The sequence below is a fragment of the Microbacterium sp. genome (assembly GCF_052099035.1).
In the GTDB taxonomy this organism is placed as follows: domain Bacteria; phylum Actinomycetota; class Actinomycetes; order Actinomycetales; family Microbacteriaceae; genus Microbacterium.
The window spans coordinates 36,408-45,355 of the sequence record NZ_JBQDSX010000024.1 but is presented as its reverse complement, the minus strand read 5'-3'; the positions used below and the strand labels follow the sequence as shown (position 1 = coordinate 45,355).

Annotated in this window: 9 protein-coding genes and 3 tRNA genes; 3 read left to right on the top strand and 9 right to left on the bottom strand. The window is 65.9% G+C overall.

All coding sequences use genetic code 11. The features are described 5' to 3' along the window. The first annotated feature begins 167 nt into the window (after positions 1-167). A complete protein-coding gene (locus tag ACTIAO_RS09535) occupies positions 168-1,577 on the top strand; it encodes an amidase (protein ID WP_441906055.1) in 1,410 nt (469 codons plus the stop codon). Positions 1,578-1,588: 11 nt separating this feature from the next. Here the strand turns inward: ACTIAO_RS09535 and ACTIAO_RS09530 are convergent, their stop codons facing one another. Together ACTIAO_RS09530 and ACTIAO_RS09525 are read right to left on the bottom strand one after the other, a co-directional pair. After that, on the bottom strand, positions 1,589-2,989 hold the full coding sequence (locus ACTIAO_RS09530) for a threonine/serine ThrE exporter family protein (protein WP_441906054.1): 1,401 nt from the start codon (positions 2,987-2,989) through the stop codon (positions 1,589-1,591). Between the two features lie 60 nt (positions 2,990-3,049). Next, the gene (locus ACTIAO_RS09525; protein ID WP_441906053.1) at positions 3,050-3,469 is read right to left on the bottom strand and encodes a DUF6630 family protein; all 420 of its coding nucleotides are present in this window, start codon (positions 3,467-3,469) and stop codon (positions 3,050-3,052) included. 145 nt (positions 3,470-3,614) lie between these two features. On the opposite strand from ACTIAO_RS09525, the gene ACTIAO_RS09520 reads away from it, so the two are divergent. Next, positions 3,615-4,274, top strand: coding sequence for a hypothetical protein (locus ACTIAO_RS09520; RefSeq protein WP_441906052.1), 660 nt, complete (start codon positions 3,615-3,617; stop codon positions 4,272-4,274). Positions 4,275-4,386: 112 nt separating this feature from the next. On the opposite strand, the gene ACTIAO_RS09515 is transcribed toward ACTIAO_RS09520, so the two are convergent. From ACTIAO_RS09515 to ACTIAO_RS09495, 5 genes are all read right to left on the bottom strand, one after another. Beyond that, positions 4,387-5,106, bottom strand: a complete 720-nt coding sequence (locus ACTIAO_RS09515; RefSeq protein ID WP_441906051.1) for a hypothetical protein — start codon at positions 5,104-5,106, stop codon at positions 4,387-4,389. Next, the gene (locus ACTIAO_RS09510; protein ID WP_441906050.1) at positions 5,085-5,657 is read right to left on the bottom strand and encodes a hypothetical protein; all 573 of its coding nucleotides are present in this window, start codon (positions 5,655-5,657) and stop codon (positions 5,085-5,087) included. Before ACTIAO_RS09510 ends, ACTIAO_RS09515 begins: the two co-directional genes overlap by 22 nt. Before the next feature lie 314 nt (positions 5,658-5,971). Further along, positions 5,972-6,044: transfer RNA gene (locus tag ACTIAO_RS09505), tRNA-Phe, on the bottom strand. 63 nt (positions 6,045-6,107) lie between these two features. After that, a tRNA-Asp gene (locus ACTIAO_RS09500) sits at positions 6,108-6,181 on the bottom strand. A 27-nt stretch (positions 6,182-6,208) separates the two neighbouring features. Next, positions 6,209-6,281: transfer RNA gene (locus ACTIAO_RS09495), tRNA-Glu, on the bottom strand. A gap of 230 nt (positions 6,282-6,511) precedes the next feature. Here ACTIAO_RS09495 and ACTIAO_RS09490 point away from each other — a divergent pair. Next, positions 6,512-7,912 carry a M23 family metallopeptidase gene (locus ACTIAO_RS09490; RefSeq protein ID WP_441906056.1) on the top strand — a complete coding sequence of 467 codons (1,401 nt, stop codon included), beginning with the start codon at positions 6,512-6,514 and terminating at the stop codon, positions 7,910-7,912. A 69-nt stretch (positions 7,913-7,981) separates the two neighbouring features. Here the strand turns inward: ACTIAO_RS09490 and ppa are convergent, their stop codons facing one another. Together ppa and ACTIAO_RS09480 are read right to left on the bottom strand one after the other, a co-directional pair. Then, positions 7,982-8,470 (bottom strand): inorganic diphosphatase, encoded by a 489-nt coding sequence (ppa, locus tag ACTIAO_RS09485; protein ID WP_441906049.1) that lies wholly within the window; start codon positions 8,468-8,470, stop codon positions 7,982-7,984. 44 nt (positions 8,471-8,514) lie between these two features. Next, positions 8,515-8,948: TMEM175 family protein (locus tag ACTIAO_RS09480; protein WP_441906048.1), on the bottom strand; the 434-nt coding region annotated here is incomplete at its 5' end.

Genomic DNA, 8,948 nt, shown 5'->3' with positions numbered 1-8,948 from the left:
GTCTTGCCGCGTCCGACCCGTTCGACTGCCCGGCGGTCACGCAGTTCCAGCGGGTATAGGACACAGACGCTGCACGAGTTTTCGAGGCCCCTCCCGCACAGTTTTATTGTTGCGGGAGGGGCCTCGTGCATGTGCGCGCTGCCTCAACGTGCCCATAGGCTCGAACCATGGCTGAACTGCACGAGTTGACCGCGATCGAGCAGCTGGCGGCGCTGCGTGCGGGCGATGTCAGCCCCGTCGAGCTCACCCGGCACTACCTCCAACGCATTGCGCGGCTCGACGCTGGCCTGGGCGCGTTCGTCGAGGTCACGGCGGATGCCGCGCTCGCGCGCGCCGCCTCTCTTGAGGACGAGCAGCCTGCCGGGGCTCTCTGGGGCCTGCCGTTCGGCGACAAGGACCTCGTACCGCGCGCGGGAGTCCCCACGCGCTTCGGCTCGCGGCTGCATCAGGATTTCGTGCCGGATGCCACCGGCGACCAGGCCGCCGTGCTCGATGAGGCTGGCGGCATCAGCCTCGGCAAGACGAACACTCCGGAGTTCGGCCTCACCGGCTACACCGAGACGCAGATCGCGCCACCAGCGCGCGACCCGTGGAACACGGAGAACGGTGCAGGTGGGTCGAGTGGAGGAGCGGCGACCGCAGTAGCTGCAGGGCTCTTGCCGCTCGCGCCGGCATCCGATGGCGGTGGGTCGATTCGGATTCCCGCAGCGACCGTCGGCGTCGTCGGCATCAAGCCTTCGCGGGGGTGTGTGCCGTTCGCATCCGGGCTCGACAGCCCGGGCGGGCTGCCCGTTGCTGGCCCCATCGCGCGCACCGTCGCCGATGCGGCACTGCTTCTCGACGTCCAGGTGGCGGGGCGCCCCTACCCGTACGCGACCGCGGCTCCAGGCACGGGCCCGTTCCTCGATGCGGCGACCTGTGCGGTCGCAGCATCCACTCGTATCGGCGTGACGACGGTCTCGCCGTGGGATGACGCCGACGACATCCGTCTCGATCCCGATGCCGCCCGAGCGGTGGCTATCGCGGCGGATCTGCTGTCAGATTCCGGCGCAGGCGTGGACGCATTCGACTGGCGCCCGCGCGGCTACGCCGAGATGTTCACGACCATCTGGCGCACGAGCGCTGCGCGCATGACCCTGTCGGATGCCGAACTCGAACTCGTGGAGCCGATCACCGCGTGGCTGGTGCGTGAGGGGCGGAGACTCACCGGGGCGCAGGTGCTCGAGGCGCTCGCCGCCGCCACGGCGTTCGAGCGGCAGACGATCACGGCTTTCGCTCCGTTCGATGCCGTGCTGACTCCGGCGCTGGCGCTTCCTCCGCAGCCGATCGGCTGGTTCGACGCGCGCGACGCCGCACGCAACTTCTCGCAGCAGGTGCGGTACGCGCCGTACTCGAGCTTCGTGAACGTCTCGGGGCTTCCTGCGATCGTGGTGCCGGTGACGCTGGATACCGCGGGACACCCGGTCAGCGTGCAGCTGATCGGACGCCCGGGGGGAGAGGCGGCGATCATCGCGCTCGCCGCGGAGCTGGAGCGGCGCGTGGGGCCGATGCCGCGCCCGACGGTCTGGGACGCATAACGCGGAGCGAGTCAGCGACGCACGCGAGCTCGCGACTTCGACACCGTTGCCAGCGTGGCGCGCAGTGGCGTGCCCAGGTACAGACCCAGCGAGGCGCCCGCGGCGAGGCCGATGCCGATGGATGCCGCGAGGACGAGCGGGTCGATGCCCACCAGCATCCCCTCGGCCGTTCCATCGGACTCCACCATGCCGAGCAGCCCGCGGAAGACTGCGGTACCCGGAACGAGAGGAACGATCGCCGCGGTCGTGACGGCCACGGACGGCAGGTGCATGCTGCGGGCGACGAGGATGCCGATGAAGCTCGCCATCAGCGCGCCGACGCCGCTGGCGGCTCCGGGCTGCAGGCCGAGTTGCAGGGTCATGCTGTAGGCGATGATCGCGACAGTGCTCAGCAGCGCACTGACGACGATGATGCGAACCCCTGCGCCGTTGAACAGAGCCACGGCCACCGAGATGATGATCGCGCCGCCGATCTGCGCAACAAGCGTCCCGAAGGGGATCGCGTCGGTCGGCAGCGGGATGCTGAAGCCGAAGACGCGCGCGATTTCCAGGCCGATGAGGATGCCGAGGACGACGCCGAGCGTCTGCATGGTGAGATCGAGGATGCGGCCGACCGCGGTGAGCGCGAAGCCGTCGATGGCGTCCTGGGCCGCGCCGACGACCGTGAGCCCGGAGAGCATCAGCACGATCCCGGATGCCACGATGATCGATGGATTCACGTCGACGAACGGGGCGAACCCGGCCTGCCCGAGTGCGGAGACGACTGTCGTGACCGCGGTGATGACGAATCCGCCGGCGATCTGGCTGAAGAACGAGGGCACTTGGAGGCGAACGAGACCTGCCTGCGCGAGCGCGGCAGCGAGAGCGGCGATGAAGCTCAGCAGGATGATGATCGGCGCGGCGCCGTACAGGATGGCGACGCCGACGGCGAGCAGGGCACGCGCGAAGATGACGACGATCGGTCGGTAGAGGAACGGTGTGCGCCGGATGACGCGGAACGTGCTGCGTGCCTCGGCAAGGTCCATGCCGTCGGTGATGTCGACGAACAGCGCCTGCAGGCGCTGCAGCTTCGCGTGATCCGGTGATGCGGCGCGGACCACGCGCATCAGCGTGGTCGGCCAGTCGTCCTCGCCGCGGTGGTACGAGACGCTGATCGCGTCGTAGGTGACTTCGACGTGCACTCCAGCGAGGCCGTAGACCTTGGCGACACGAGTGATCGCGAAGGTGACGTCGTGGGCGGATGCTCCGACCGCGAACATCGATTCGCCCAGGCGCAGTGCGAGATCGAGGATGTGCACGACCACGGTTGCGCCGACGATGGGCTGCAGCTCGGTGAGGGCGACATGCGACGGATCGGTGTTGAGTGCGCGCCGCACTGTGGTCAGCAGGCGCCACTGACGTTCGATAGGCATGACTCCATTTTGGCGAGTAAGTGCGACGAGCGACAGCATCCGATCAGGGATGCCGCGGAATCAGATCGGAAGCTTCGCGATCAGCCCGCGAATCTCGTCCACGTTCCCTGTCGGGACGGCGATGAGAGGGTAGGCCTCTTCGTCTTCAGGATCCTCGATGTGGATGAGATGAATGCTGTGCGGGGCGAGGAGTTCGTTCGCCTTCTCGATCGCGGCATCCAGGTCGTCGATGTCGCCGACCGTATCGAGATCGATGCCGGTGCGGACGACGCGCGGCAGCGCGGGCAGCGCTTCGGCGAGCTCTGCGCCGGTGTCACTCCGGTCGAGATAGGCAAGGGCGCCCGAGTCATCCAGGCCGCCGATCAGAGCCTCCCAGGGGCCTTCGCCCGCTTCGATCGCGTCGAGCGCGGACGGTGCGAGTTCTGGATCGTCATCGATCAGGGTGCACAGGCGGGTCCAGTCGTCGATCGCTTCGGTCACTCGTTGCTCCTTCGCCCATCGCGGATGCCGGGTCGTCAGCGTATCGTGCGGGCTGCGCTTCGCGCGCCGCGCCCTGATCTGACGTTCACTGCTGAGGGAGTGCCGGGGCCATCGAGGCTGATCCGCAGCCGGTAGCGTCGTAACCGTGGCTTTTGCATTCATCGGAAAATCAGCGAGGGAGCTTCTCGCTCTGCCGGACGACACCTCCGCGGTGCAGGATGCCGATCGTGTAGTCGCGGTGCTGCGGACCGACTACGAACGATGGTCGAGGTGGCTGGTTGGCCTCGCCGCCTACCTCGTCTTCATCGTCGGGCTCTTCGTCGCGGTCGGAATGATCGCGGCCATGATCGCACCGGGCGTGCTGATCACGGGGATCGACATCGTGATCGTCTGCGTTTCGCTGGTCGTTGCCGCCGTGAGCGGATGGATGCTGGTGCGTCTGTGGCTTACCGGCCGTCGGATGCTGCGCGCAGCCGTGGCGTGGATGCGACTGCCCTACGCCCGAGGTGCACGGGCGCGGGGCACCGGCGGATGGGTATCCGCGCGTACGGTGAACTTCGAGCCGCGGATCTTCGTCCGAGTCATGACGGCCAGCCTCGCGCTGCTGGTAGCCGTTGCCGGCATCGCGCTCTTCATCCGCGACGTCGTCGAAGGCACCAATGCGCTGTCGGTGGCCGCCCTCATCATCGGGGTCGTGTCACTGGCCAGCGGACTGGGGCAGGCGGGGGGAGTCATGCGACTCGTTTCCGGGGCGAGCGAGGCGGATCCCGTGTGGGTGCGCATCCGGGGGATGTTTCGAGCCTGACGCGGAGTGCGCGTTACTGCCGAGCTGACTGCGTCCGGCCGTGAGGCCGGCCTTGAACGAGTAAAGAAAGTTCTCACACATCCTTGCGTCGTGCGCCCGTGCGCCCGTGCGTTCAAGTCCGCTGCACGAGCGTCTCGAACGCGCGTCTCGCGAGCTCCCGGTCGTGCTCGTCGAGTATCTGCCAGGCAGGGTGGCCAAGATCGCCGAGGTGCTCTACTGCTGGCCGCAGGTGTCGACGTTGAGCGGTGGGGATGCTCGAGTACTCCAGCGGGTTGTTGGTGTCGGACGCCAGGAGAACCAGAATGTCTTCGAGGTGGCGCCCGCGGTCTCTTTGATCGTTCTTGAACGCGGCTGCCTTGAGCACGAGCGCCGCTGGTGTTCGAGGAACGGCGATCCGAACGTCGCGGCCGTCGGCTTCCACGATGTAGACGTCCGGGCCCTGCAGCGCGAGTGTGGCGCCAGGGGCGCGCATGATGGGGCGCGACATCCATCTCGCGCGGCCGGCCAGGTTGGTCACCATGATGTCGACGATGTCTTGGCCCCGCCTGAATCTATGGAAGGGGCCACTGGGCTCCACCGGACGCATTCCCAGGCTCTGGAGCGGTCCGGCCACAGCGCTGACATCGGCAGCGATTGCTTGGAGATTGAGGAGTACGTCGACGTCCGTTGTGGGTCGAGCGGCGGAGACACGGCCTCGTAGCGCGTGGAGGTGAGTCATCATCCCACCCATCAACACCCAGCTATGAGGTGGGGTCGCCTCGACGACTTCGATCAGAAGCGGCCACGGTGGAGCAGTGATGTCGACGTCCGTCAGGCGATACTCGTCAACCATTGCGCCCTCATCTTCAGCAGTGCATCAACTCCCACTGACCTGACCCGCGTCGATGTTGAGCGGAAGCAGTCCGCGGCGACGAGCCCGACGGGCGTCTCCGGCCACGGGAACACATCGTCGCGAATCCGGTAGACGAATACGTCACCCGTTGAATCCTCGACGAGGCGCGCAGCGGCCGCGAGCGTCCGAAAGGCGTCCTCGTTGTGAACATACCCATGGAGACCACGCGCGCCGGCGTGCAACTGCCGCCACGGCTCGGTAGTGATCCGATCGATCGCATTTTCGCCCGTGAGGGTCAGATGCTCGGGTATGCGCTCCGTCCATCTCGTGGAGTACCGGCGAACCGTGACCGCCTGGCCGATCTTCGCCGCCAGCTCCTCAGCGCTTGCTTGCATGACGAGACCGGTGTCCCGCTTGCTGAGTCGCCCGCCGTCCGAGAGAGCATCGATGATGCGGCGGATGGTTGCCGGGGTCCACGGGCGTCCCGCTGAGATTCCGAGTGATGCGCGCGCGGCAACCGAGGTCTCGTCGACGAGCCACGTGCGCCCCACACGTCTGCCTGCGAGTTGTTCGTCGTGAAGCAGGGAGAGTACTCGCTGCGGGCTCACTTGTAAGCGCCGAGCTGCTTCCTTTGTCGAGATCTCCATAGCTGCACAATCATTGGTTTGAAACAATAATTATGCACTGATCGAGTGAGACTGTCCAGGCGGTCCCCGGGCTGCGCTCACTCATGAACCGGCGCAGGCACGCGGATCAACATGCTCGACGATCGGCTCAGAAAACCTGCCTCATCCGGGCAAAGCAAAACCCCCGCCATGTAGAAGCTAGGCGAGGGTTTCTGGGATCACTGTAATGATGATCCGTGTGGCTCCGACGGGCGTCGATCCCGTGACCTCACGATTTTCAGTCGTGCGCTCTACCAACTGAGCTACAGAGCCGTGCGACGCATACTGCCGCATCCTATGCGAAGGGCCCTCTCGAAAGAAGGCCCAACACCGGAGCGACCCTGACGGGACTTGAACCCGCGACCTCCGCCGTGACAGGGCGGCACGCTAACCAACTGCGCTACAGGGCCATACTTTTTAAATTATATCGGATGGAGTGACCCCAACGGGATTCGAACCCGTGCTACCGCCGTGAAAGGGCGGCGTCCTAGGCCGCTAAACGATGGGGCCGAAGGGCGTCCCGGGGGACTTCCTTGCCGACGCTCAAGCATAAAGGATGTTTTGCCGAAAACACCAATCGAGGGCGAGCCTGCCGAACGCCCGGGCGTTTCTGAGTGACGATGGAGCGTTCGCAGAGTGTTGTAGCGCCGAGAACTGCCTGTTGCGGATGTTAAAGATGTTGTTACTGTTGCATGAGTGAATTCGGCGGAAGGGGCCGTGTGAACAACGAGCTGTCCCCCATGGATGCTGCGCTTGATGCGGGCGACTCCTGTAACTGCGCTCCCAGCACCGCCGAACGGAGCACCTTCTGGCAGAAGGGCTCTCTCACGCGCCGCAATGCCCTCGGCCTGGGCGCCCTCAGCGTCGCAGCCCTCAGCGCCTTCGGCATCGGCTCCGGCGTCAGCGCTGCATACGCCGCCTCGTATCCGAGTTGGGATGACGTCCAGAACGCCAAGAACAATGAGGCGGCCAAGGCGGCCGAAGTCGCGCGCATCGAGGGACTGATCCAGTCCCTGACCCAGCGGGTCGCCGAAACGAAGGCAGCTGCTGAAGCCGCCGGCAACGCGTTCTACGAGGCGCAGCAGGCATACTTCGCGGCGATCGCCGAGGCAGACTCCCTCCAGTCTCAGGCCGATGAGCAAGCTCAGATCGCCGACGAGTCCGCTCGCAAGGCCGGCCAGGTTGCCGCACAGCTCTACCGCAACGGCGGTGACGACACGGCGCTGGAGCTGTTCTTCGCGGGTTCCGCAGCCAGCGCTGACGAACTGCTGTCACGCCTGGGCACGATGGACAAGATGCTGGGGTTCAACCAGTCCGTCTACGACAAGGCTGTCGCCGCCCGCAACTCCGCACAGGCGCTCAGCGATCAGGCGGTCGTCGCACGCACTGAGCGAGACCGCTTGCAGAAGGTCGCCGAAGAGAAGATGGTCGCCGCGCAGAATGCTGCCGCGGCCGCCGAGGCCGCGCTCGCAGAGCAGACTGCGAACCTTTCGACGCTCGAGGCTCAGCTCGCAGCCCTCAAGGACAACACGGCAAAGACCGTGGCCGACTACGAAGAGGGCGTTCGCGTTCGCGAAGCCGAGCGTAAGCGGCAAGAAGAAGCTGCCCGCAGGGCCGCCGAAGCGGCAGCCGCAGCAGCAGCCGCGGAAGCCGCCAAGAACAACAACAACGGTGGCGGAGGCGGAGGCGGAGGCGGAGGCGGTGGCGGTGGTGGCGGTTCCGTCGGTACCGGCGGCTGGGTGCGTCCGCACGGTGGATGGCGCAGCTCCGGCTACGGCGAGCGCATCGTCCAGTGCGGGAACAGCTATTGCTCCAGCGGATTCCACTACGGCGTCGACCTCGCAAACGGCTGCGGCGCACCGATCTTCGCGGCACAGTCCGGCACCGTCGACTACGCAGGTTGGAACGGCGGCTACGGCAACTACATCCGCATCCAGCACGGCGACGGCATCGGCACCGGCTACGGCCACATCAACTCGTTCGCGGTCAGCGGCGGGCAGTGGGTCAACGCAGGACAGGTCATCGCCTACGCCGGAAACACTGGAAACTCTTTCGGCTGCCACCTGCACTTCGAGGTGTACATCTGGGGCGGCTACACGAACCCCATTGGCTTCATGGCTGCGCGCGGCGTCTCGGTCTGAGACCGCGCCGCACACACGAAGAATCCCCCGCCCGCTGATCGCGGCACGGGGGATTCTTATGTACAGGTATCAGTGCGTCTCGCCGGCGCGGACGATGGCCTCATCGAGGATGCGCTGCGCCTCGGCGGCGTCGCCCCACTCGTCGACCTTGACCCACTTGTTCGGCTCGAGGTCCTTGTAGTGCTCGAAGAAGTGCGCGATCTCCTTCTTCGTGTACTCGGCAAGGTCATCGACATCCTGGATGTGCGCCCAGCGCGGGTCCTTGCTCAGCACGGCGACGAGCTTGTCGTCTCCGCCGGCCTCGTCGCTCATCTTGAGAACGGCGACGGGACGCACCTCGACGACGACACCCGGGTAGATCGCGTGGTCGAGCAGCACGAGCACATCGAGGGGGTCGCCGTCCTCGCCGAGCGTGTTGTCGAAGTAGCCGTAATCGGCCGGATACCCGAAGGACGTGTACAGAACACGGTCGAGGTGGACTCGCCCGGTTTCGTGGTCGACTTCGTACTTCACGCGGCTGCCGCGCGGAATCTCGATGACGGCGTCGTGTGCGCCCATGCGTTTGCTCCTCAGAAAAGACGGTCGGGATGCCGGGGATAAGCCTACCCGCGTGCTCGGGAGCGCCCGCTCAATGCCCTTGTGAGAAGACCTGTCAGCCCCAGCAGGAACAGCGCGAAGTAGCCCACCGATCCGACGGCGATGACGATCAACATCGCGACGAAAAAGAGCGTGGCCGATACGACGTCCGAGACAGCGCCCATGCGGATCCGTTCGGGCTCGCTTCTCGTATAGGTCGGATGCTGCAACAGATACAGCCGCCCGGCGAAAGTCGTGATCTGCGTGAGGATGAGCGTGCCGATGTACAGCACCACCTGCAACGGGTCCGAATCCATCTGTCCGAGCATCGCGGTGGGCACCGGAAGCCAGACGATCGTCGCCATCCACGCGACATTGATCCACAGCAATGGCCGGGTGATCACATCGACCTCGTTGTACTGCCGGTGATGGCCGATCCACGAGTTCGCGATCAGGACGA